The sequence below is a fragment of the Streptomyces sp. P5F9 genome, assembly GCF_057961495.1.
Window position 1 is genome coordinate 1 of record NZ_JBXVPZ010000139.1, and the last position, 21,307, is coordinate 21,307.

20 protein-coding genes are annotated in these 21,307 nt (G+C 71.0%); 8 read left to right on the forward strand and 12 right to left on the reverse strand.

Annotation, left to right across the window (positions count from 1 at the left end; genetic code table 11):
- Window positions 1–806 (reverse strand): EamA family transporter (locus AC31A1_RS22575; protein WP_489655044.1); only part of this gene is annotated, 806 nt, incomplete at its 3' end.
- A gap of 106 nt (window positions 807–912) precedes the next feature.
- Here AC31A1_RS22575 and AC31A1_RS22580 point away from each other — a divergent pair.
- Window positions 913–1,497, forward strand: a complete 585-nt coding sequence (locus AC31A1_RS22580; RefSeq protein WP_489655045.1) for a helix-turn-helix domain-containing protein — start codon at window positions 913–915, stop codon at window positions 1,495–1,497.
- A gap of 31 nt (window positions 1,498–1,528) precedes the next feature.
- Complete coding sequence (locus tag AC31A1_RS22585; RefSeq protein ID WP_489655046.1) at window positions 1,529–2,086, forward strand: YbaK/EbsC family protein; 558 nt, start codon at window positions 1,529–1,531, stop codon at window positions 2,084–2,086.
- 24 nt (window positions 2,087–2,110) lie between these two features.
- On the opposite strand, the gene AC31A1_RS22590 is transcribed toward AC31A1_RS22585, so the two are convergent.
- Window positions 2,111–3,190: a cation diffusion facilitator family transporter gene (locus AC31A1_RS22590; protein WP_489655047.1), complete on the reverse strand. Its 1,080-nt coding sequence runs from the start codon at window positions 3,188–3,190 to the stop codon at window positions 2,111–2,113.
- Window positions 3,191–3,249: 59 nt separating this feature from the next.
- On the opposite strand from AC31A1_RS22590, the gene AC31A1_RS22595 reads away from it, so the two are divergent.
- Window positions 3,250–3,609, forward strand: a complete 360-nt coding sequence (locus AC31A1_RS22595; protein ID WP_393753789.1) for an ArsR/SmtB family transcription factor — start codon at window positions 3,250–3,252, stop codon at window positions 3,607–3,609.
- A 40-nt stretch (window positions 3,610–3,649) separates the two neighbouring features.
- On the opposite strand, the gene AC31A1_RS22600 is transcribed toward AC31A1_RS22595, so the two are convergent.
- From AC31A1_RS22600 to AC31A1_RS22625, 6 genes are all read right to left on the reverse strand, one after another.
- Window positions 3,650–4,873, reverse strand: a complete 1,224-nt coding sequence (locus AC31A1_RS22600; RefSeq protein ID WP_489655048.1) for a 4-hydroxybenzoate 3-monooxygenase — start codon at window positions 4,871–4,873, stop codon at window positions 3,650–3,652.
- Window positions 4,874–4,957: 84 nt separating this feature from the next.
- A complete protein-coding gene (locus AC31A1_RS22605; protein ID WP_489655049.1) occupies window positions 4,958–6,595 on the reverse strand; it encodes an APC family permease in 1,638 nt (545 codons plus the stop codon).
- Window positions 6,596–6,746: 151 nt separating this feature from the next.
- A complete protein-coding gene (locus tag AC31A1_RS22610) occupies window positions 6,747–7,154 on the reverse strand; it encodes a CoA-binding protein (RefSeq protein ID WP_489655050.1) in 408 nt (135 codons plus the stop codon).
- Between the two features lie 70 nt (window positions 7,155–7,224).
- Window positions 7,225–7,686, reverse strand: a complete 462-nt coding sequence (locus AC31A1_RS22615; protein WP_489655051.1) for a hypothetical protein — start codon at window positions 7,684–7,686, stop codon at window positions 7,225–7,227.
- On the reverse strand, window positions 7,641–9,098 hold the full coding sequence (locus AC31A1_RS22620; protein WP_489655052.1) for a right-handed parallel beta-helix repeat-containing protein: 1,458 nt from the start codon (window positions 9,096–9,098) through the stop codon (window positions 7,641–7,643). The genes AC31A1_RS22615 and AC31A1_RS22620 overlap by 46 nt, the downstream gene beginning before the upstream one ends.
- Window positions 9,099–9,270: 172 nt before the next feature.
- Entirely contained in the window at window positions 9,271–10,266 is a 996-nt protein-coding gene (locus AC31A1_RS22625) for a LacI family DNA-binding transcriptional regulator (protein WP_489655053.1), read from the reverse strand.
- 193 nt (window positions 10,267–10,459) lie between these two features.
- Here AC31A1_RS22625 and AC31A1_RS22630 point away from each other — a divergent pair, with 193 nt between their 5' ends.
- Window positions 10,460–12,418, forward strand: coding sequence for a carbohydrate-binding protein (locus AC31A1_RS22630; protein ID WP_489655054.1), 1,959 nt, complete (start codon window positions 10,460–10,462; stop codon window positions 12,416–12,418).
- Window positions 12,419–12,431: 13 nt separating this feature from the next.
- Here the strand turns inward: AC31A1_RS22630 and AC31A1_RS22635 are convergent, their stop codons facing one another.
- Window positions 12,432–14,471: an AfsR/SARP family transcriptional regulator gene (locus AC31A1_RS22635; protein WP_489655062.1), complete on the reverse strand. Its 2,040-nt coding sequence runs from the start codon at window positions 14,469–14,471 to the stop codon at window positions 12,432–12,434.
- 85 nt (window positions 14,472–14,556) lie between these two features.
- Between AC31A1_RS22635 and AC31A1_RS22640 the strand changes: the two genes are divergently transcribed.
- Window positions 14,557–15,438 carry an alpha/beta fold hydrolase gene (locus tag AC31A1_RS22640; RefSeq protein ID WP_489655055.1) on the forward strand — a complete coding sequence of 294 codons (882 nt, stop codon included), beginning with the start codon at window positions 14,557–14,559 and terminating at the stop codon, window positions 15,436–15,438.
- Between the two features lie 28 nt (window positions 15,439–15,466).
- On the opposite strand, the gene AC31A1_RS22645 is transcribed toward AC31A1_RS22640, so the two are convergent.
- Window positions 15,467–15,871 carry a hypothetical protein gene (locus tag AC31A1_RS22645; RefSeq protein WP_489655056.1) on the reverse strand — a complete coding sequence of 135 codons (405 nt, stop codon included), beginning with the start codon at window positions 15,869–15,871 and terminating at the stop codon, window positions 15,467–15,469.
- Window positions 15,872–15,933: 62 nt separating this feature from the next.
- Here AC31A1_RS22645 and AC31A1_RS22650 point away from each other — a divergent pair, with 62 nt between their 5' ends.
- Both AC31A1_RS22650 and AC31A1_RS22655 read left to right on the forward strand, forming a co-directional pair.
- Complete coding sequence (locus AC31A1_RS22650) at window positions 15,934–16,698, forward strand: hypothetical protein (RefSeq protein WP_489655057.1); 765 nt, start codon at window positions 15,934–15,936, stop codon at window positions 16,696–16,698.
- Complete coding sequence (locus AC31A1_RS22655) at window positions 16,695–17,237, forward strand: SixA phosphatase family protein (protein WP_489655058.1); 543 nt, start codon at window positions 16,695–16,697, stop codon at window positions 17,235–17,237. The genes AC31A1_RS22650 and AC31A1_RS22655 overlap by 4 nt, the downstream gene beginning before the upstream one ends.
- 292 nt (window positions 17,238–17,529) lie before the next feature.
- Here AC31A1_RS22655 and AC31A1_RS22660 read toward each other — a convergent pair whose 3' ends face one another.
- Window positions 17,530–19,515, reverse strand: coding sequence for an APC family permease (locus AC31A1_RS22660; RefSeq protein WP_489655059.1), 1,986 nt, complete (start codon window positions 19,513–19,515; stop codon window positions 17,530–17,532).
- A gap of 125 nt (window positions 19,516–19,640) precedes the next feature.
- On the opposite strand from AC31A1_RS22660, the gene AC31A1_RS22665 reads away from it, so the two are divergent.
- Window positions 19,641–20,267: a YigZ family protein gene (locus AC31A1_RS22665; RefSeq protein ID WP_489655060.1), complete on the forward strand. Its 627-nt coding sequence runs from the start codon at window positions 19,641–19,643 to the stop codon at window positions 20,265–20,267.
- A 50-nt stretch (window positions 20,268–20,317) separates the two neighbouring features.
- Here the strand turns inward: AC31A1_RS22665 and AC31A1_RS22670 are convergent.
- A partial coding sequence (locus AC31A1_RS22670; protein ID WP_489655061.1) for a ricin-type beta-trefoil lectin domain protein occupies window positions 20,318–21,307 on the reverse strand: 990 nt, incomplete at its 5' end.

Genomic DNA, 21,307 nt, shown 5'->3' on the forward strand with positions numbered 1-21,307 from the left:
GCCTGGATCCCCCGCAACCGCTCGCTCAGGAACCCGCGCGCGGCCAGCGCGGTCACCACCGGATACAGCGACGCGAGCACCGCCGCCACCGTCACCGGCCCATGCTGCGCGGCGATCGAATACGTCCCGTTGGCCGCCACATCGGCCAGTCCCACGAAGGCCAGCGCCGGCAGCGAACCCCAGGGGAATCCGCCCGCCGGGAGCGCGACCCCGCCCCGCCGTACGGAGACGTAGAGCGCGGCCCCACCCGCGGCCACGTTCGTCACGCGCTGCACGAACAGCGCGAGGAAGAGGCCGGTCACGCTGCTGGACGCCTCCGCGATCAGCGCGAACACCGTGCCGAAGCCGAGCGCGGCGATCAGCGTCAGCAGGATCGTCTGGCGCTGCACGGGCGCGCCCCGCAGCTGCGGACCGCCCGCGAGGACGACCCCGGTGACGGCGACCGCGATCCCCGCCGCCTGCATCAGACCGGGCCGCTCGCCGAGAAAGAGGCCCACCCCGACCGGTACGGCCACGCTCAGCGTCGCGAGCGGCGAGACGACGCCCATCGGGCCCAGCGCCAGCGCCTTGTAGAAACTGAACAGCGCGACCGGCCCCACCACCCCCGCCGCGAACGCGAACCACAGCCGCGGCCCGGCCTCGCTCCAGCCCCCGGTGGCCACCACGACCGCGCCGAGCACGGCCGCCGCGATCCCCTGCGAGACCACGACCACCGTCAGCGCCGGGGTCCGTCGGGTCAGCAGTCCGCCGCCGAAGTCGGCCACTCCCCACAGGAGGCTGGTGGCCAGGGCGAAGAATGCTGTCACGGGGTGCCTCGCAGTACAGTTCGGTGAACGATCGGGTGCACCACACCGTAGTTCGATCCATTGCACTCTGTCATCCACAATATTGAACTGAAGGTATGGGCGGAACGTGTCGGACCTCGACCTGCTGAACCAGTCCCTGGCTCGCAACGTCAAGCACTGGCGCTCGGTGCGCGGCTTCACCCTGGACGTGCTCGCCGCCCGGGCCGCCGTCAGTCGGGGCATGCTCATCCAGATCGAGCAGGCCCGGACCAACCCCAGCATCGGCACGGTCGTCAAGATCGGCGACGCGCTCGGCGTCAGCATCACCACCCTGCTCGACTACGAACAGGGCCCGAAGGTCCGCATCGTCCCCGCCGACCGCGCCGTGCGGCTCTGGCACACCGACGCCGGCAGCTACAACCGCCTCCTCGCCGGCACCGAGGCGCCCGGACCGCTGGAGATGTGGGACTGGCGGCTGATGCCGGGGGACTCCAGCGCCTCCGAGCCCCACCCCACCGGCACCGTCGAACTGGTCCATGTCACCACCGGCGAGCTGACCCTCACCGTGGACGGGGAGGACCATGTCGTCCCGGCCGGCGCCAGCGCCACCTTCGAGGCCAACACCCCGCACACGTACGGCAATCAGGGCGACGAACCGATGGAGATGGTGATGGCGGTGTCGGTCCCGCCCGTGCACCGGGACACCCCGTGAGCCGCTGCCGCGCGACTGTTAGCGTGCCGTCATGCGCGCACCCATCGGACACTTCGACCACGCGACCTCGGCCCCCGACTGTCTTGACGAGCTGACCCGCCCGGTCGCCGACGCCGTGCGCGCCTGGCAAGGCAGCGTCCCCGCCGACCAGTTCGTCTACGTCGACACGGACCCGGAGTGGGCCGACACCGCCACCTTTGTCGAGCACTACGGCCGCGAGCTGCTGGAGCGGTCCGCGAATTGCGTGGTCGTGGCCGGGAAGCGCGGCGGCGAGACCATGCTGGCCGCGTGCGTGGTCCTGTCCACCACCCGCGTCGATGTGAACGGCGTCGTGCGCCGCCAACTCGGCGCCCGCAAGGCCTCGTTCGCGTCGATGGACACTGCGACCGGCGAGAGCGGCATGGAGTACGGCGGCATCACCCCCGTCGGACTCCCCGCCGGCTGGCCGGTGTTGGTCGACTCGGCCGTCGTGGACCTGCCGTACGTCCTGGTCGGCAGCGGACGCCGCCGCGGCAAACTCCTCGTCCCGGGCAAGGCGTTCGCGGAACTCCCGGGCGCGGTGGTGCTGGAGGGGCTGGGCGTCGCCTGAACCCCGAGCCGTAGAAAACCGGCCTCACGCCATGGCGTGGTGGTGGGCCAACTCCCCATGCGGGTCGGCCTCGCCGGGCACCGGCGCCGGATCGGCGTGCACGAGGGCCGCGGTGAGCCGCGGCACCGCGTGCAGCAGGGCATGTTCCGCCGCTACGGCGACGGCGTGGGCCTGTCGTACCGTCGCCTCCCCGTCCACGACCACCGCCACCTCGGCGCGCAGCCGGTGCCCGATCCAGCGCAGCCTCAACTCGCCCACCCCGCGCACCCCTTCGACCTCCCGCACGGCATGCTCGGCCCGGTCCACCAGTTCCGGATCGACGGCGTCCATCACGCGCCGGAACACCTCGCGCGCCGCGTCCCGCAGAACCAGCGCGATGGCGGCCGTGATCGCCAACCCCACGATCGGGTCGGCGAGTTGCCACCCCAGCGCCGAACCGCCGGCCCCGGCCAGCACGGCCAGTGAGGTGAACCCGTCGGTACGGGCGTGGAGTCCGTCGGCGACGAGTGCGGCCGACCCGATCTCCCGGCCCACCCGCATCCGGTACCGGGCCACCCACTCGTTGCCCACGAACCCGACGAGCGCCGCGACGGCGACCACCGGGACATGTGACATGGGACGCGGATCGAGCAGCCGGTCCACCGCCGCCCAGGCCGCGAAGGCGGCGGACGCGGCGATCGTCAGCACGATCGCGATCCCGGCGAGGTCCTCGGCGCGCCCGTAGCCGTACGTGAAGCGGCGGGTCGCGGCCCGGCGGCCGAGCACGAACGCGATGCCGAGCGGTACGGCGGTCAGCGCGTCCGCCGCGTTGTGCACGGTGTCACCGAGCAGCGCGACCGACCCGGACACGACCACCACGACCGCCTGCACGAGCGCCGTCAACCCGAGCACCGCGAGCGAGACCCAGAGCGCGCGCATGCCGCGGGCCGAGGACTCCAGGGCGGAGTCGAGCTTGTCGGCGGTCTCGTGGGAGTGCGGGGTGAGGAGGTGGCCGAGGCGGTGACGGATGCCTGTGGGGGAGTGGTCATGGGGAAGCGGGTGATCGTGGCCGTGGTCGTCGTGCGGGTGGGCGTGCTCGTGCTCGTGGTGATGCCGGTCGCTCACGTGGGTCCCCTTCCGGTGCGCGGGTGGACGTACGGCGTCCACAGGGCCATTATGTGCGTATGAGCGCACGCATGCACCTATCAACTGCGCATGATGCGCACCCGCGCACCCCGGGCGAGGAACAGTTCGCGCTGGCCGCCGAACTCCTCGCCCTCCTCGGTGACCGCACCCGCCTGACCCTCCTGCACGCGCTGACGGCGGGCGAGTCCGACGTCAGCACCCTCACGGAGGCCTGCGACGCGGCCCGCCCGGCGGTCAGCCAGCACCTGGCGCGGTTGCGTCTGGCCGGTCTGGTCACCACGCGCAAGGAGGGCCGCCGGGTGATCTACGCCTTGAGCGACGGTCATCTGCGACGGCTCGTCGACGAGGCGTTGAACGTGGCGGACCACCGCCTCACCGACCGCCCGCCGCACGACTGACCGCCGTGCAACTGACGGCCGTACAACTGAGGGCCGTGGCTCAGGAGTTGGGGCCCTTGCCCAGGTAGCTCTCCGCGAACGCGAGGCCCGCGGCCGGGGATTCGAAGACGCGGCGGAGGCGGGCGAGGGTGGTGCCCGCGTGGTAGGGGTCGCCGGACGACGTGCCGTGGTACACCTCGGAGAGCCACTGGGAGAACTCCTGGTAGTCCCACACGCGGCTCAGACAGGCCTCCGAATAGCCGCCCAGGCCCGCGGAGTCGCCCTTCGTGACATACGCGACGAGCGCGTCGCCGAGCAGGAACGCGTCGTGCAGGGCGAGGTTCATGCCCTTCGCGGCGATGGGCGCCGTGAGGTGGGCCGCGTCGCCGGCGAGGTAGAGCCGGCCGAACACCATGGGTTCGACAACGTAGTTGTGCATGTCGAGCACGCGCTTCTCGATGAGCCGGCCCTCGGTCAGCGGCGGGGCGCCGGTCGCGGCGAGGCGGTGCTGGAGCTCGGCCCAGACGCGTTCGTGGGGCCAGTTGCCGGGGTCGTCGCCGGGCGGACACTCCAGGTAGTAGCGGGTGACCTCGGGACTGCGCGCCATGTGCCCGGCGAACCCGCGCGGATGGACACCGAACACCACACAGTCCGACGACGGCGGCGCCTCCGCGAGCAGCGCGAGCCAGCCGATGCCGTAGTCGTGCCGCGCGATCCGCGCCCGCTCCGGCGGCAGCGCGGCCCGGGTCACCCCACGCGCACCGTCGCAGCCCGCCACGAAGTCGCCCTGCACGAGCTGCCGTTGACCCGTCTCCGGGTCGGTGTACGAGACCGCCGGGCGATCGGAGTCGAGATCGTGCAGCCGGACGTCCTGGACGCCGAAACGGATCGCGCCGCCCCGCACGTCCGCGTACTCCCGCACCAGGTCCGTCACCAGCAACGGCTGCGGATAGACAAAGTGGTGATGCCCCGTCAACTCCGTGTACGACAGCCGGTGCCGCTGCCCGCCGAACCGGAACTCGCACTCGGTGTGCAGCTGCGCCCGCTCCAACAGCCGCCCGGCAAGCCCCCGTTGCCGCAGTCCACGGACGGCCCACTCCTCGATGACGCCGGCCCGCGGCCGCTGTTCTATGAACTCCCGGGTCTCGGTCTCCAGCACCAGGCAGTCGATCCCGGCGGCGCGCAGGATGTTGCCGATGGTGAGTCCGGCGGGTCCGGCACCCACGACGACGACCGGGAAGTGTTGTGGGGAGGCCGAGTTGGGGTGGGGGGAGGTGAAGGTCACCGGACCATTATGACGGTGTCCGGACAGCCGAAAACCGGCCACCTGGAGGGCGACCGGTCCGGATCTCGCGGGGGAGGGTTCGGGTCAGTGCGTGGGTGCGTCCGTGATGACGACCTCGTCGATGCTGCGCTCGATCTCCTCGGGCCGCGACGCGGTGGCCTTGGCCCAGTAGTAGATGACGAGCGAGAAGACCGCGACCACCGCGATGTCCCACCACAGTGCGATGTGACCCTGACCCCCGAAGCTGCCCTGCCACGAGATGACACCGAGGCCCAGCAGATAGGCCGGCAGCCACTGCGCGGCCTTCCAGTCCAGCCGGGGCGCGTCGGGCCGCTCGCCGGCCGTGGCATACCAGGCGTAGGTTCCGAGCAGCAGGTAGCCGAGGACGATGGCGACGCCGAGACGCCACAGGGTGTCCCAGCCGGCCCAGTAGATGATGAGGTTGGCCACCACGAACGACAGCGGCGAGAGCACCTTGCCGAAGGGGAGCCGGTAGGGGCGCTCCAGCTGCGGCAGCCGGTCGGCGAACACGCCGTACGCCAGCGGGGCACCGGCATACATCAGGACGCTCGCCGAGGTGATGAACCCGACCAGCTCCTGCCAGCTCGGGAACGGCAGGAAGCAGACCACGCCGGTCACGAAGGAGATGATCAGGCCGAACCACGGCACGCCCCGCTTGTCGGTGTCGGCGAAGACCTTGGGCGCGTAGCCGTTCTTGGACAGGCCGTAGGAGACGCGCGAGGTGGCGGTGGTGTAGATCAGGCCGGTGCCACCGGGGGAGATGATGGCGTCGAGGTACAGCACGACGCTCAGCCAGCCGAGGCCCACCAAGGTCGCGAGACCCGCCCAGGGGCCGCTGATGCCGGTGTACGCCAGCTTGGCCCAGCCGTGCGCGAAGGAACTGCCCGGGAGCGCGCCGATGAAGACGACCTGGAGCAGGACGTAGATGGTCGCGCCGATGGCCACGGAGCCGAGCGTCGCGCGCGGCAGGTCCCGCTTGGGGTCGCGGCTCTCGCCGGCGAGCTGGATGGCCTGCTCGAAGCCCAGCAGGGCGAAGATGATCCCGCTGGAACTGATCGCGCTCAGCACACCCTTGGCACCGAACGGCGCGAAGCCGTGCGAGGTGAAGTTGCCCGGGTGGAAGTTGCCGACCGCGATGATGAATATCGTGGCGAGCGGCACAGCGATCTTCCACCAGGTCGCGGCGCTGTTGGTGTGCGCCAGGACCCGGACGCCCAGGAAGTTGACGACGACGAACACGGCCATGAGGAGGACGGCGACGAGTATCCCGCTGCCCGTCAGGGTCCCGTCGGTGTGCTGGAAGCCCGTCGCCCAGGACCAGTGACCGGCGTAACCGATCATCGCCTCGACCTCGACCGGCGCCACGGTCGCCGCCTGCAGCCAGGAGAACCAGCCGAAGGACATACCGGCCAGGCCGCCGAAGGCGTAGTGCGGGTAGCGTGCCGTACCGCCCGCGACCGGGAACATACCGCCGAGTTCCGCGTGCACCAGGGCCAGCAGCACGATCGCGACCGTGCCGATCAACCACGAGATGATCGCCGCCGGACCGGCCACCACCACGGCCTTCTCGGCGCCGTACAACCACCCGGAGCCGATGATCGAGCCGACCGAGGCCCACATCAGTCCGATCAGCCCGACGTCCCGCCGCAGGCCGCTCGGATCTCTGGTGGCCTCCGGGACGGACTGGTCAACATTCACCATGTCAAGGGGCCTCTCGAAGTCAGCACGCATGCTTAACGGGCAAGAGGCCCCAGGCTAGGAATGAATGAAATAATTACAGAAGTCCGTTGCCTGAAATTTGACTCGGGCCGGAGAGCTTCTTTTACACAGTGTCCGCACAGGTCTGCGCAGGTCAGCCGAGGCGCGGGAGCTCGATCGCCGGGCAGCGGTCCATGACCATGTCGAGACCGGCGGCGCGGGTCCGCTCGTACGCGCCTTCGTCGATCACCCCGAGCTGGAACCAGACGGCCTTCGCGCCGATGCCCACCGCCTCGTCGGCGACCGCGCCCGCGAGGTCGCTGTTGACGAACACGTCCACGACGTCGACCTCGAAGGGGATGTCGGCGAGGGAGGCGTAGCCCTGCTCGCCGTGCACCGTCTCCGCCTTCGGGTGGACGGGCACGATGCGCTTGCCGTAGCGCTGGAGGACGCCGGCCACGCCGTGTGCCGCACGCCGTTCGTTCGACGACAGGCCCACGACGGCCCAGGTGTCGCCGGACTCGGTGAGGATCTTGCGGATCGTTGCTGAGTCGCCGTACATGCTCGGCCTCCTTGGAATCGTGCGCGCCCGCTGCTGCCTGCGACAACAGCGGGCGGAGCACCGTGATTCCTCAGTCCGCGACGACGGACGTGTTGAGGCCCTTGTCGTAGTGGTTGTGCGCGATACGGATGCCCGAGCTGCCGTGGAAGACGAACAGCGGGGAGCTGTACGGCGGTTGGTCCGCCGGGGCCAGGCGGCGCACCGTGTTGCCGGTGAACGTGAAGCCGCCGACGCTCTTGGCGTTGACGACCGTCACGTCGCTGATGTCGAAGGAGTTGTGCTCGACCTTGATGTCGTGGTGGACCGGGTGCGCCGGGTCGACGACCTGGTTGGTCGGCTCGACGAAGATGACCGGGCCGGTGGGGCGGGTGAAGGTGTTGTCGCGGATCGTGAGGTCGGCGACTGGGCCCGACTCGTACCACTGGTAGGCGTCGGCGGAGACGTAGACGCTGGCCATGGACATCGCGTCGAAGCGGTTGCCGCTGATCAGGACCGGCTTGCGGGTGGTGACCAGGATGCCGCGCGTCGGCACGTCGCGGAACGTGTTGCCCGAGATGACGACCGACGGGGTGGCCGTGATGTTCTCGACGACCGTGCCGCCGATCTCGACCCCGGCGGGGACCGGCCGGTCGAAGGCACGTTCATCGCGGTGAGGGACTTGGTGTGGTCCATGCCGCTCGGGCCGTCCACCGCCGTGACCTTCGCGTGCGGGTCCGCCACCGGGGTCATCGTGCGCTGCGTCGTGAACTCGACCTCGTCGCCGGGCGCGAACTGCGGGAAGCCGGCGGTCTGCGGGTGCTCGTAGGCGAGGGTGAGCGTGTTCGGCCCGGGCTGCCCGACGACCTCCAGGTACGTGCCGTGGATGTTGATCGGGTCGTCGTGCGGGCCGTCGAAGAGGCTCCGGGTGATCGAGACCTTGCCCTTGACGCCGGACATCTGCACGAAGTCCGCGAACGACGCCGTCGACCGGCCGGACTTCGGATCGGGTGCGAAGTTCACCTTGTCGATCGAGATGTTCTCGCTGAACTGGCCCACCACGCCGAAGGATTGGAGGTAGTAGGCGTTCATCGAGCGCATCGTGACGTTCCTGGACTGCCAGATGAAGGCGCCCGGTTCCGTCCGCTCGATCAGGCGCATCTGGTAGACGAGCCCGGCGTCCGTCGGCTGCGTCGCGGTGGTGTAGTCGATCCGGATCCGGCGGCCGCCGAGGTCGGTGACCGAGGAGACGTCGTCGAAGAGCGGGTTGTCGCCGCGCCAGGCCCGCTGCGCCTCGGGATCGTGGATCTGGGTGTACTGGAGTCCGTCCGTGCCCGACCAGTACGGCTGTCCGGTGGCCGGGCTCTTCTCGCCGAGCCAGGTGATGTGCGTGCCGTTCACCTCGTACGGGCTGCCGGCCGGGATCTTCAGGACGCGGTAGGCGTGCCCGCCGGTGCCACCCGTGACCCCGGCGGTGGCGACGGTCGCGTCGATGACCTCGGGTGCCGCGTAGTCGAAGGAGAAGTTCTGGAACGTCACGTTCGTCGAGCGGATCGACGCGAACGCCGTCTGCAGACCGTGGTAGACGAGCTTCGCGCCACCGCCGTCGACGGTGACGTCGTGCATGTCCTCGACGAGCAGCCCGATCTTCTTGTCCCGGTAACGCTGGTCCGCGCCAACGGTGTTGGAGACATACAGCTCACGCGTCTCGGCCCGTTCGGGGTAGAGCTGGTAGGTCCCCTTCGAGAACTCGATCCGCACCGCCCGCCCGTGATCGACGCTCCTGGCGTGCCGCAGCGCCGCGACGACGGCGGGCGTGGAGTCCGTCCGGCCGGTGGGGTCGGCCCCGAACGCGTCCACGTCGACCACCGCCACCGGCGTCGTTCTCTGCACCGCGGCGACAGGCCCGCCGCCGCCCACGAGCAGCGCGAGCGCCACCCCGACAAACACGAACCGAGACCGAGACATAGCCCCTCCGGAGCATTCGTGATGCACGGCCATGGGCCGCGAAACACCCGATGAATATGCGGAGTTGCCGCCCATCGTCCGGCCGCAACTCCGACTGGAGTGTGCTTAGATCCGACCTTTAGGTCAATGGTCTGGACGAGTCGGGGGGACTTGGGTCATGCCCTCCGCCGCCTCACGCCTTCGGCGCCCCGGTGCTCGCGCGGATCACCAGCTCGGGATCGAAGAGGAGCTCGCCGACGGGGACATCACGGTTGCCGACCAGGGCGAGGACGCTGCGGCCCGCCTCCGAGGCCAGCCGGTCGGCCGGCTGGCGGACCGTGGTGAGCGGCGGATCGACGAAGTCCATGATCATGGAGCCGTCGTAGCCGACGACCGACACATCGCCCGGCACGTCGTACCCCTGCCGGCGCGCGCCGCGGATCACGCCCAGCGCCATGTAGTCGCTGGCCGCGACGATCGCCGTGGCACCGCGCCCGAGCAGCGAGATCGCGGCGGACTGGCCGCCCTCGACGGTGTACGACTGCCGGACCACCCACTGCTCCGCGTCCTCGACACCACGCTTGGCGAGCGAGGCGACGAAGCCGCTGACGCGCCGGTCGGCTGGGCGGTTGCCGATCGGGCCCGACGCCATGCCGATACGGCGGTGCCCGAGCCGGTACAGATGGTCGACGGCGAGTTCGGCGGCGAGCAGGTCGTCGGTGGAGAAGACCGGCGCCTCGCTCACGCCCTCGAACCGGCCGTTGATCCCGACGAACGGGATCCTGCGCGACCGCAGCAGTTCGTACGCCGAAGGGTCGGCGCCCTCAAGAGTGTTGCTGGCCGAGAGGAACACGACGGCCGCGACGCCCCGGTCGGCGAGCGAGGTCACGAAGTCCAACTCCTGTACCCCGCCCGGGAAACACGGGCACAGGACCGTCTTCAGGCCGTGCGGGGCGAGCACGGACTCGATGCGCTCGGCGACATCGGCGAAGAACGGGTTGGAGACCAACTCCGTGACGACCGCGACGAGTTGCCCCCGGGTCTGTCGCTCGTACCCCAGGTCGGACATCGCCTGCTCGACCGCCTCGCGGGTCTTGCGGGACACACCCTGGCGGCGGTTGATGACCCGGCTGACCGTGGCCTCGCTCACCTCCGCGCGCTCCGCGACCTCGGTGATGCCGACCTTCATGCGGTTCCCTCCGAGCCTGACTTGCAAGAAGCAGATGAAAACTTTCAGCGCACCCTTCCCTTTAAAGTAGCAGCAGAACTGCGTGTCTTCCGTGTTTCTCGCGCATGACCATTGAATCGCCACTTCCGCCCCTGCTAGCTTTCCGGCCACCACGCGGCCCCCACCCCGCAGTGACCGAGGACCGGGAGATCCGATGAAGCCCTCAAGGCTCATGCTGCTCACCGCTGTTGCCCTGCTCGCCCCGATGGCTCCCGCTCTGTCGGCCACCGCGTCCGCCGCACCCCGCCCCCAACTCGCCATTCCGGACCCGGGGTTCGAGAACGGCGGCACGGGCTGGACCTTCACCTCGGGTGCCGGCGTCGGCACCGGCAACAAGCACGGCGGCGAACGCTTCCTCTACCTCGACGCCGGAGCGGGCAAGAGCGCACAGCTGACCATCGTGGCGCCCAGGAACGGGAGTTACGACTTCTCCGCGTGGATCGGGAGCGCCGGCACCGGCGGCACGTACACGATCCGGCGCAACGGCGAGACCGTCCGGACGATCACCCTGCCGCAGCACCCCGGGTACGCCCGGTACACCATCAGCGACGTCGCGTTGAAGACCGGCGACCGGCTCCAGATCGAATTCGGCTCCGGCAGTGCCTGGGTCAACGCCGACGACCTGATGATCTCGCCCGCCGCGCCCGCCGACCCGAAGGTCACCTCGTCCGACCCCGAGGCCGTCGCGATGTTCGACTGGGCGCAGAAGAAGGCCAACAGCTGGGTCCAACTCCCGGGCACCGTAGGCCCGGTCAACGTCGACGAGTACCAGACCGGCGGCACCGGCAGCGCGGCGTACGAGCCCACCTATTGGGCCGGATACGCCAACCGCAGCGCCTACTACTCCCGCGACATGACCCACCAGCTCGCCGGCGCCCACCTCATCGGGCTCGACGCCGAGAACGAGACGATGCTCCGCTCGTACGCGCGGTCGGCCACCGCCGAGCACAAGTACTTCCCGGTGTGGTCCCTCAACTTCGACGCCAAGACCTACCTGAGCATCGACTACAAGAGCCCGGACAATTTCGTCCGCGAGGTGCCGGCCACGTTCGAGCTCGTCGAGAAGGCGGCCCAGGCGTACCTGTGGACCGGCGACCGCAGATACGTCGACGACCCGGTGCTGTGGGACTTCTACCGGCACGCCACCGAGCAGTTCATCGACCTGCACAACTCCGCCAAGGACAACGGGAAGGTGAAGGTCGCCGAGGGTACGGGCCAGGGCATCTTCCAGGGCGCCGCCAGCTACAACGAGCAGGACGGCGACGGTCTCGCCGAGGCCGGGGACGGCATCGCCTCCGAGTACCAGGCCTACCTGGCGATGGCCGTGCTCGCCCGCGGCAAGGGCGACACCGCGCTGGCCAGGACGTACGACAAGCGTGCCGCCGACCTGAAGACGTACTTCAACGACGACTGGAGCGGCACCGGCAGCGGGGCCGACATGGTCCGCGCGTACACCACCTCCGGCACCCCGGTCACCGGCTGGGGCAAGGAGAACAGCGTCTTCATGCCGATGAAGCAGATCATCGAACCCGGCCCGCGCAACGACGCCTACCTCGACTACATCCAGGCACAGGAACTGGGCCCGGACGGCTCGCCCAACATCGAGTCGACGACCTATCTGCCGGACATGTTCTTCAAGAACAACCGCCCCGACACCGCCTGGCAGTGGATGAAGAAGATCTACGGCGAACGGGACACCCAGCACGTCAACTCCAGCCAGGGCCCCGACGGGGACTACCCCGAGGTGTCGTTCACCCTGGTCAGCCAGACCGTTCAGGGCCTGATGGGCATCACTCCGGACGCACCGAACCACAAGGTGACCACCCAGTCGCAGCTGCCGACCGGCATGAAGTGGCTCCAGGCGGCGGACGTCCCCATCGGCACGGGCACGGTCACCGTCCGCCACGACGGCGCGACCAAGACCACGCTGACGAACAACTCCGGCAAGGATTCCTACAGTTGGGAGGCTCGCTTCCCCGGCGTCCACAAGAAGATCAAGGTCAACGGCGTCCCGCAGCACGTGCGCGCCAAGGTGGTCGACGGCGTGACCTACACGTACGTGACACCGACGGTACGGGCCGGGGCGACGGCGGTGGTGCAGGTGACCGACTGACGCGGACACCGGCTCACCGAGGGCTCCGTAGTGCGACGGCGAGATCGTCGAGGTACCGCGCGACCGGACCCAGGGTGAGCAGGCCGCTGCCCGCCCCGGCCGACTCGGCCGCGGCGGGCGTCAGTTCGGCGAGTGCGCGCTCCATCGTCGCCCGGTCGTCGACCGCGATGGCGGCGCGGGCGGCCAGGCACCAGAGAGCCTCGAAGAGGAGGTCGCGGGGCGGGTCCGGGATCGAACTCAGCGCCGTCAGGGCTTCGTCGGGGCGGTCGCGGGCGAGCAGCACCAGCGGGCGGGCCCACGGCTCGTAGGGTCCCCAGTCGAGGCGCTCGTCGGTCTGGGCGCGCTGCCCGTTCCGCAGCCGCAGGCACAGCAGGGCCAGAGGCAGCAACCCGTGCTCCAGCCCGGGCATACCGGCTCCGTCCAGCCGAAGTGCCGCTCGCTGGTAGGCAGTTGCCACCTCAGTCGGGTGTGGGCTGCCGGTCGCGGAGAGCCGTAGAACCCGGTACCACTCGGTGAACACGCCCACCAGCGGCAGTTCATGACGCTCCGCCAGCCGGTCCGCTGCCGTCGCGTGTTCGTCGGCTCCGGTGAAGTCCGCGAGGGCGCTGCGGGACTGGAGCCGTACGAGATGTCCGAGCACCTCGTACGTGACAAGGCCGTGCCGGGCCGACAGGGCGATCAACTCGGTGCCGATCGCGTCCCGTTGAGGGGCCAGGCCCGCGCGGTGGAAGGTCTGCATGAACGTGCCGTTGAGGGCGAAGGCGAGCAGGGCGGGGTCGTTCAACCGGCGGGCGATGTCCTCGGCCTGGCGTGCGGCCTGGGGTCCGCGGGCGGAGCGGGTGCCGCGTGACTCCAAGGCGATCGTGGCCAACAGGCGGGCCCGCGTGGCGAGATGGGCCTCCGGCGGGAGCGCGGCCAGGGTGTGCTCGGCCGCGGCCACCGTGTCCGCCGCCTGCTGCGGGTCGTCGACGCGGGTCCAGATCGCGGGGACGTCGTAGGCGCCGATGACGCGGGCGGTGAGTTCCGGGTCGCCCAGTTCCCGCGCCGCCGTGATCGCCGCGAGGCGGTGCCGGCGGGCCGCTTCCAGGCCGCCGCCTCCGGTCACCGCGAGGTTGCGGAGGAGTCCCACGGTCGATTCCAGGCGGGCCCGGGCGCCGGATGCCACGGTCTGGTCGTAGGCGGCGGCTGCCTGCGCCCATACGCGCTCGGTCGGGCTGCTCGGATCTGACACGGGGGCGAGGTGCGAGGCGTGGGTGGGTGAGGGCGGACGGCCGTGGTGCGGGTCGGGGTCCAGGTGCGCCGCATGGTCCAGGATGTCCGCCTCCAGGCGGCGCAGCGTCGGGCCCGGGTCCGCTCCGAGTTGTTCCACGAGGAGGGTGCGGGCCCGGCGCAGTACCGCGAGCGCGTCGCCCTGGCGGCCGGTGCGGTAGAGGGCCAGGGTCAGCAGGCGCCAGGCGTCCTCGCGCCAGGGGTGTTCGGCTACGTGTGCGTCCAGGTCGGGGACCGCCTCCGCGGCCCGGCCCAGGGCGAGTTGGGTCTCGGCTCGGCGTTCGACGGCGTGCAGGCGGAGTTCGGTGAGGCGGGAGCGTTCCGCGCGGGCCCAGGTCTCGTCGCCGAAGTCGGCGTAGGCCGGGCCCCGCCACCAACTCAGCGCCTCCTCCAGCCGGTTGAGCGCGTGCGGGCCCGGCAGGGTTGCGGCGGCGGTCACCGCCCGTTCGAAGCGCCAGGCGTCCACAGCCTCGGGCTTGGCGCGCAGCGCGTACCCCGGGCCCTCGGTGACGAGCAGCCGGGCCGGAGTCCGCGGCGGGCGCTCCGGTTCCAGGGCCCGGCGCAGCGCGGCGACGAAGGTGCGAATCGCGCCCACCGCGTCGGCGGGCGGCTCGTCCTGGCCTGCCCACAGGTCGTCGACAAGGCGTGTCACCGGTACGACCCGACGCCGGGCGACCAGCAGCCGGGCCAGCACGGCCCGGTGCCGCGGGCCCTTCAGGGCGATCGTGTCCCCGGTGCCGTCCCAGGCCGCGACCGGCCCCAGCACCCCGAACGCGGCCTCCATCGCCGACCACCCTTTCCGGGGCATCGCCCCAGGTCACCGTAGCGCGCTCATTCGTTGCTCATCGGCGCGCGGCAGGCTCGGCGGCATGTCAACGACCATCCCCGGCTTCACCTACCAGCGCGTCCCCGTCGCGGACGGCGTCACCCTGAACGCCGCCGTGTCCGGCTCGGGCGGCCCGATCGTGCTGCTGCACGGCTTTCCGCAGACCCACCTCATGTGGCGCCATGTCGCCGCCGACCTCGCGGCCGACCACACCGTGATCTGCCCCGACCTGCGCGGCTACGGCGCGAGCGACAAGCCCGCCGAGACCGACGGCTCCGGTTACGCCAAGCGCACCATGGCGGCGGACATCGTCGCGCTGGCCCGCGCCCTGGGCCACGACCGTTTCGCGCTCGCCGGGCACGACCGCGGCGCCCTGGTCGCCTTCCGTGCCGGACTCGATCACCCCGGCACGATCACCCACCTCGCCTGCCTCGACGTGCTCCCCACGCTGGACATGTGGGACGTGATGCACGGTGTCACCGCGGCCGTCGGCTTCCACCTCTACCTGATGGCCCAACCCCCGGGCCTGCCCGAGCAGTTGATCGCCGGCGCGCCCGACGCGTTCTTCGGTCACTTCCTCGACCTCTGGACCAACGACCCGTCCGCGATTCCCGCCGGCATCCGCACCGCCTACCTGGAAGCCTGCCGCGCCGCGGTCCCCTCGATCGTGGCCGACTACCGCGCCTCCGCCGGCGTCGACGTCACCCACGACCGGGCCGACCGCGACGCCGGCAACCGGCTGCGGATGCCGGTCGCCGTCCTCCAGCAGGACTGGGGCGCGGCTCTCGGCTTCGACGCGGCGGCCCTGTGGAGCGCCTGGGCACCGGACCTGCGGCACGAGACCGTGACCTGCGGCCACTTCATGGCGGAGGAGGACCCGGCCGTCGTCGCGAAGACACTGCGGGAGCTTGTCGCCGCCCGCTGAACCGGTGCGCCTCAGGCGGTCCTCGCGGTCACGGTGAAGTCGACGTCCTCGCCGACCGCCGAGACCCCGTTGACGGCGGCGCCGGCGCGCAGTCGCCCGCGCACACCTCGCGCTCGGCGGCGTCCAGGACACTCACCCGCGCCCCCGGACAGGAGGTCCCGGCGAGCCGCGCCGCGCCGGACAGCGTGAACGGACAACCGCCGTCCTTCCACGAACCGGGCCCCGAGTCACGGACGTAGGTGTACGTGCCGCTCGCGCCGTCGGCGGTCACCTCGCTACCCAGACCCCGTGCGGAGAACTCCCCGGAGTCGGTCCGAAGCGGAGCGGCCGTGGCGGCGGCGACACCGGTCGGGAGGAGCACGACGGTCAGGAGCAGAAGCAGCGGTCGCCGTCGGACGGGCATCGGCGAACGGGTGAACGCCGACGAGGTCACGCCCCTCGGTGTACCGGACAGACCGGGGTGAATCCCGCCAGCTCAGCCGGAACAGAGCGAACATGCATGCGTACGGCCCTCCGCCCGCCTACGCTCAGCCCGTGCTGCGCATCACCGACGCCCGAACCGGCGAGCCCGTCGAAGCCGCCCCCGCCCGCCGTGGCCTGACCAGGGTCGAGGCGCACGCGTCGGGCCTGGCACCCACGACACTACGAGTGCTCCTCATCTCAGATCTCCTCGTACGCGCCCTGGAACTCGGCGGCACCCCCGTGTGGTCGCTCCTCACCGGCGAACACGAGCAGGCCGAACTCCGCGCCGCGGCAAGGGCTTTGGGCATACGGCCCTTCGAGGACGGCGGAGACCTCGGCTCCGGACTGGGCGAGGCCCAGGTACTCCATGTGGCGACGGAGGGCGTCGAGACACCCGGGGGAGTCCTGGTGGCCGTAGCACCCGTCGATTCCCCCACGGCCGCCGCGCCCGGCCTCTCCGACCCGGGCGCGCTCCGCCTCGCCCTGCTCTCGCACCCCCGTGACCTGCCGGTACGGCTCGACGCGGACGCCCTGGAGGAGGCGCGGCGGACGCTGGCGCACTGGCGCGGTTCCGTCGCCGACTGGGCGCGGCGGGCCTCGCGGCCGGTGCCCGACGAGGTGCGTGCGGAGCTGCGGACCGCCTGGGAGGACGACCTGAACGTGCCCGAAGTCCTGGACGTGCTGCGCCGGGTGGAGACCTGGCCCGACCTGGCGGACGGCGCCCGCTTCGAGACGTACGCCTACGCGGACCGGCTTCTCGGGCTCGAACTCACCCGTGACATCGGGTCGTTGGCGTGAACGCCCGCGCCGGGGCCCGTCCGTTGCGCCGCCTGGTCGTGCTGCGGCACGCCAAGTCCGCCTGGCCCGAGGGCGTTCCCGACCACCAGCGCCCCCTCGCCCCGCGCGGGCGCCGCGACGCCCCGGCCGCCGGCATCGCCCTCGCCGCGACCGACTCCCTGCCGGACCTCGCCCTGTGCTCCACGGCCGTACGGGCGCGCCAGACCTGGGAGCTGGCGTCCGCCGAGTGGGGCACCCCGCCGCCGGTGCGGTACGAATCGGGGCTGTACGCGGCCGACGTAGCGGACCTTCTCGACGCCGTCCACCAAGTGCCGCCCGAGGTCGAGACGTTGCTCCTGATCGGCCACAACCCCGGCCTGGAGGAACTGGTCCTCGACCTCGCCGGCGACAGCCTTGACGACGCGCTCGACGAGGTCCGCGTGAAGTTCCCGACCTCGGCCATCGCGGTGCTGGCCTGGCACGGCAGCACCTGGCAGGAACTCGCCCCGGGCACAGCCTTGTTGACGGGCCTGACCGTGCCGAGAGGCAGGAAGAAGTGAGACTTCAGGGCCGTGGGGAGCGGGACCAACTCGCCGGCAACTGAAGGCGTTCCGCGGAGGGGGACCCAGGTTCGGCGGTGGAGACGCCCGGGTCTGCTCGGGGTCGTCGGCCGCCGAGGCCGGACTGCCGCTGCCCCATCTGGCCACCGCCTTCGTCCGGGCCCATCCGGCGGTCACCGCGGTCTCATCGGCCCGCGCCGCCCCGACCCCACCCCGCCGATCACCGACAAGCGCCTGCGCCGCCGCTGGCTTGCCGCCGCCGTCGGTCAACACCCTTGCCGTGAGCGGCCGTTCAGCCGACGTGGACGCGCGGTCGCCGTTCCGGATCCGGTTCCGCGCGGCGCAGGACCTCGCGGGTCGCCGGTGCCACCTCGCCGTCGCCGAAGACGAGGAAGCGGATCAGGTGGCTGACGGGGTTGCCCTCGGTCCAGGTGAAGTAGGCGTGCGGAACCTCGCCGGTGCGGTCGCGCAGCGAGAGGAGGACGGCGGCGATCGCGTTGGGGACCGTGGGGCCCTCGACGCGGAGTCGGCGTACTCCGTACTTCTTGTCGCCGTGCACGGAGATGTCCGCCGAGAAGTCCGAGGAGTCGCGGAGGAACACCTCCAGGAACAACACCGGCCCGCCGTCCGGGATATGGGTCTCCTCGCGCTGGCTGTACTCCTTGGCGCGGTACTCACGGGTGCTGTGTTCCTGAGGCTCGTTCGCGATCACCCGGAGCGGACCGCGGCGTGCCGCCTCGTCGATGAAACGGGACGCCTCGTCGTCGAACGTGATCTCGGCGGCGCGGAGTTCGAAGGCGCGGTGCACGCGTGAACCGAACGACGTCACCAGGATCAGCACGATGAAGATGCCCGCGATCTTGATGCCGTCGGGCCGTTCGATGACGTTCGTGACGAGCGTGTACGCGAACACGGCGGTGATCACGCCGAACCCGAGCGTGGCCTTCCGATGGCCCCGCTTGTGCACGGTGACCGTCGAGGCGACGGCCGCGGAGAGCATCAGCACCAGCACCCCCGTCGCGTACGCGCCGCTCTGCGCGTCGACGCTCGCGTGAAACCACAGGGTGATCAGGACGGCCGTCACCATGAAGACCAGGACCAGGGGGCGTACCGCCCCCGTCCACTCCGGCGCCATGCCGTAGCGCGGCAGATAGCGCGGTACGAGGTTCAGCAGGCCGGCGAGTGCGGAGGCGCCCGCGAACCACAGGATCGCGATGGTCGAGACGTCGTAGAACGTGCCGAAGACCTGGCCCAGATGCTCGTGCGCGAGATAGGCGAGCGCGCGGCCGTTCGCCGGGCCGCCCGTCTTGAACGCGCTCTGCGGGATCAGGATGGTTGTCGCCAGGCTGGACAGCAGCAGGAAGCCGGACATGATCAGGGCGGCCGTGGTGAGCAGCTTGCGGGTCTCGCGGATCCGGCCCGCGGGCTTCGCCCAGGTGTCCGTGTCATCGCCCTTGACCTGCGGCATCACCGCCACACCGGTCTCGAAGCCGGACATGCCGAGCGCGAGTTTCGGGAAGACCAGCAGCGCCACCCCGACCATCGCGAGCGGCGAGGAGTGCGCGGCCGTCATCGCGTCCGTCCAGTCGCCGATCTTCACAGGATGGCTCAGCACCTCCCAGGCGGACACCGCGAGCACCACCACGTTGAGCGTGAGATACACGCCCACCAGCACCACGGCGATCCCGATGGCCTCCCGGAACCCCTTGAGGAAGACCGCGCCCAGCGCCCCGACGAGCACCAGCGTGATCCAGGTGTTCCCGCCGTGCATCCAGCCCGGCGCGAACGGGTTCTCCACGACGTGCGCCGCCGCGTCCGCCGCCGACAGGGTGACGGTGATCATGAAGTCCGTCGCCGCGAAGCCCAGCAGCACCAGGACGAAGATCTTCCCCGACCACCACGGCAGCAGCCGCTCCAGCATGGCGATCGACCCCTCGCCGTGCGGGCTCTCGTGCGCCACCCGCCGGTAGACAGGCAGTGCCCCGAGGAGCGTCAGCCCGATCAGGACGACGGTCGCCAGCGGGGACAGCAGTCCGGCCGCGAGGGCGGCGATGCCCGGCTGGTAGCCGAGAGTGGAGAAGTAGTCGACGCCGGTCAGACACATGACCCGCCACCAGCGGTGACCCTCGTGCTCCGGGTCCGGGGTGGCGTGCGGGCCCGGATGCCGGGCGCTCTGCTCGCTCAGACCGTCCAGGAGCCAGGCCCGGCAGCGCTCCGCGGCGGACCCGGAACCGCCGGACGCCGTGGTCTCCGTAGGGTCCACCTGCGCGCCGGTCATGCTGAGAACTCCCTGTGATCGGACGATCGTGCCCGGTGCCAGGGCAACGAGGAGCGAGTATCCACCACATCGTCACCCGCACCCGGACCGGGGGCGACCCCTGACCCTGCGCATAGGCTGGGCGGATGCAGGACGAGTACCGCACAGTGGCCCGCCCGGGCGTGCACGAGACCGAGGTCAACCGCTCCCGCTTCCTGTGCGCCCTCGCCCCGGCGGCCACCGAACAGGAGGCCCAGGACGTCATCGCCCGCATCCGCAAGGACCACACGGACGCCTCCCACAACTGCTTCGCCTACGTCATCGGCGCCGACGCCGCGATCCAGAAGGCGAGCGACGACGGCGAACCCGGCGGCACGGCAGGCGTCCCCATGCTCCAGATGCTGCTGCGCCGCGACATGCGGTACGTCGTCGCCGTCGTCACCCGCTACTACGGCGGCGTCAAGCTCGGCGCGGGCGGCCTCATCCGGGCCTACGGCGGCTCGGTCGGCGAGGCCCTCGACACCCTCGGCACGATCACCCGCCGCCGCTTCCGCCTCGCCACGGTGACCGTCGACCACCAGCGCGCGGGCAAGATCGAGAACGACCTGCGCGCCACCGGCCGCGCGGTCCGGGACGTCCGCTACGGCGAGGAGGTCACCATCGAGATCGGCCTGCCGGACGCCGAAGTGGACGCGTTCCGGGGGTGGTTGGCGGATGCGACGGCGGGGACGGCGGGGCTGGAGCTGGGCGGCGAGGCGTACGGGGACGTGTGAGGGGCTTGGGATCTTGACGGTACGTCAGAAGATCTGTGGCTGATGGTGTGTCAGGAGGCCCAAGACCAGACCTGGTTGGGGCTGCCCGCGCAGCCGAAGGTCTGGACGGTCTGACCGTCCTTCCCCGACTCCGAGGCCTCCGCGTCCAGACAGAAACCGTCCGGGGCGCTGACCAGGGTCCCGGCGCCGCCCAGTTGCCACCGCTGCGCGCTCAGCCCGTCGCAGCTCCTGACCCGGATCTTCGAGAAGTTCTGGCCGACCGTGCTCGCGTCGGCGTCCAGGCAGGCGTGGTTGCCCTGATTGACCACCAGGTACTGGGAGTTGTGCCCGGGCACCCGGAACAGCGCCCACTTCTGCGGTGCCGTGCCGTTGCACGCCCACACCTGTACCGCGGTGACATGGGCGTCGAGGCAGCGGGCGACATCGACCGTGTGGACGCGCTCGGTCACCGTCACCGTACCGGCGCGGACCGGCCCGCGTTCCGTGCCGTACAGCAGCTTCGCCGTCTGCGCGTCGACCGTGCCGCCGGCGGTGGTCCCGGCCTCGGTCTGGAAGACCTTCAACGCGTCGACCGTCGCCTTCCCGAACTCGCCGTTGGCCGTGACGTGCAACCCGTAACCGGCGAGCAGGAGTTGGAGTGCCTTGACGCAGTCGCCGTGGGCGCCCGAGGTGAGTTCGGTGACGCAGGAGGAGATCCGGATGTCGAGGTTCGCGGGATCACGGGTGACCGGCGCGCTCGTCGGGCTCTGCGACGACCCGCCCTTCGTCGCCGACGCGGAGGCGGCCGTACTCGGTGAACTGCCCGGCCCCGAGGGCGAGTTCTCCGGTACCGCGAGCGCCGGGGGCGTCCCCGGTCCGGGACCGGCCGACGTCCCGCTGTCGTCGTGGTGCAGCAGGAGCAGCGTCGCGGTGATGCTGCCGGCGACGAGAAGGGCGGCCTCGGCGACGGCGGCCGCGATCAACTTCCCGCGTTTGCCAGGGGTGTTCGCGCGTTTCCGGGACGTGGTGGGCGGGTCCGAGGGTGCCGCCGAAGGGTGGGC

What these genes read in the sequence shown, in the direction of transcription:
- AC31A1_RS22660 (WP_489655059.1), bottom strand. Translation starts at nt 19,515, where the DNA reads ATGACCGGCGCGCAGGTGGACCCTACGGAGACCACGGCGTCCGGCGGT.
- AC31A1_RS22605 (WP_489655049.1), bottom strand. Translation starts at nt 6,595, where the DNA reads ATGGTGAATGTTGACCAGTCCGTCCCGGAGGCCACCAGAGATCCGAGC.
- AC31A1_RS22630 (WP_489655054.1), top strand. Translation starts at nt 10,460, where the DNA reads ATGAAGCCCTCAAGGCTCATGCTGCTCACCGCTGTTGCCCTGCTCGCC.
- AC31A1_RS22665 (WP_489655060.1), top strand. Translation starts at nt 19,641, where the DNA reads ATGCAGGACGAGTACCGCACAGTGGCCCGCCCGGGCGTGCACGAGACC.
- AC31A1_RS22640 (WP_489655055.1), top strand. Translation starts at nt 14,557, where the DNA reads ATGTCAACGACCATCCCCGGCTTCACCTACCAGCGCGTCCCCGTCGCG.
- AC31A1_RS22620 (WP_489655052.1), bottom strand. Translation starts at nt 9,098, where the DNA reads ATGTCTCGGTCTCGGTTCGTGTTTGTCGGGGTGGCGCTCGCGCTGCTC.
- AC31A1_RS22595 (WP_393753789.1), top strand. Translation starts at nt 3,250, where the DNA reads ATGAGCGCACGCATGCACCTATCAACTGCGCATGATGCGCACCCGCGC.
- AC31A1_RS22585 (WP_489655046.1), top strand. Translation starts at nt 1,529, where the DNA reads ATGCGCGCACCCATCGGACACTTCGACCACGCGACCTCGGCCCCCGAC.
- AC31A1_RS22610 (WP_489655050.1), bottom strand. Translation starts at nt 7,154, where the DNA reads ATGTACGGCGACTCAGCAACGATCCGCAAGATCCTCACCGAGTCCGGC.
- AC31A1_RS22635 (WP_489655062.1), bottom strand. Translation starts at nt 14,471, where the DNA reads ATGGAGGCCGCGTTCGGGGTGCTGGGGCCGGTCGCGGCCTGGGACGGC.
- AC31A1_RS22625 (WP_489655053.1), bottom strand. Translation starts at nt 10,266, where the DNA reads ATGAAGGTCGGCATCACCGAGGTCGCGGAGCGCGCGGAGGTGAGCGAG.
- AC31A1_RS22650 (WP_489655057.1), top strand. Translation starts at nt 15,934, where the DNA reads ATGCATGCGTACGGCCCTCCGCCCGCCTACGCTCAGCCCGTGCTGCGC.